At 32.2% G+C, this 1188-nt stretch carries 1 pseudogene; it reads left to right on the plus strand.

The features are described 5' to 3' along the window. Nucleotides 1-1188, plus strand: a pseudogene (locus B6S12_RS11275) (hypothetical protein); the annotation flags it as partial.

The following is a 1188-nucleotide window of genomic DNA, read 5'->3' on the forward strand; positions in this document are numbered from 1 at the left end:
CTAAAGAATATTAATATAGATACTACAATTACTGTGGGTTATAAACCTGAAAATGTTGGGATATTTGGATATATTAGAGATGGAGAATTTAAAAATATCAATGTAGACTATGGATATGGAAGTATAAAAGCCAATAGTAGCGATGCTTATATCTATGCAGGGGGTTTTGTTGGGAGTGCTAGTGGAACTTTCTCAAATATCACTTTGAATAATATAGGAAGCATTATTGTTAATAGCGGTAGTACTACTCAAGTAGGTGGCTTTGCTGGGTGGATTACTAGTGGAACTTTCTCAAACATTACTATTAATAACATAGGGAATATTAGCACCAAAAGTATTGTGGAAAATTCTACAGGTGGCTTTGCTGGGCATGCTGATGGAAATTTCTTAAACATCACTATTAATAGCATAGGAAATATCAGTGCCATTACAAAAGTCGAACCCACTATGGTTGCAGGTGGCTTTGCTGGGCATGCTAATGGAACTTTCTCAAATATCACTTTGAATAATATAGGAAGCATTAGTGCTATTAAGCTTTATGAAGGTCCAAATGATTATGAAATATATAAAACTTTTGCAGGTGGCTTTGCTGGGACTATTAATGGTGGAACTTTTTCAAACATCTACATCTACTTTAATCCTAAGGCTACAATCACAGCAACTTATAAAGATGGAAATGTTGATATAGGTAAGTTTGGCGGTGGTTTTTGGGAATATGCTAGTGGTAGTAGCAATACTACCCTTTCTAACATTAATCTTTACTATGCCAATAATCAATTTAGTGGCTTAGAAAATATAGGATATAAAAGTGATAAAGCTACCATCATAGGCGAAAATGAAATCAAATATTCTGGAAAAACTTTTGAAGCTTTCAAAGATAAAATTTTAAAAGAAGGAGCTTTCAAAGATGAAGAGGGTAACCCTATAACAATCTATAAAAAGGAATATGAAGAAGATGGTAAGAAGAAAATCTACTTCACTTTCATAGATGAATCTAATATGGATAATGGTAGTAATAGTGGAAGCAATGGTAATGGAGATAATGGCAACGATTCTAATTTCACAGACATAAATAAAGATGGCTTAAATGATGTAACTTTAAGTGGTAATGACTTTAGCAAAGAAATCCTAGATTTAATTCTCAAAGATTTCTATAATGAAAAAATCATTATTGATTTACAAAAGAGT

This window comes from Helicobacter valdiviensis (assembly GCF_003245365.1).
GTDB classification, from domain to species: domain Bacteria; phylum Campylobacterota; class Campylobacteria; order Campylobacterales; family Helicobacteraceae; genus Helicobacter_D; species Helicobacter_D valdiviensis.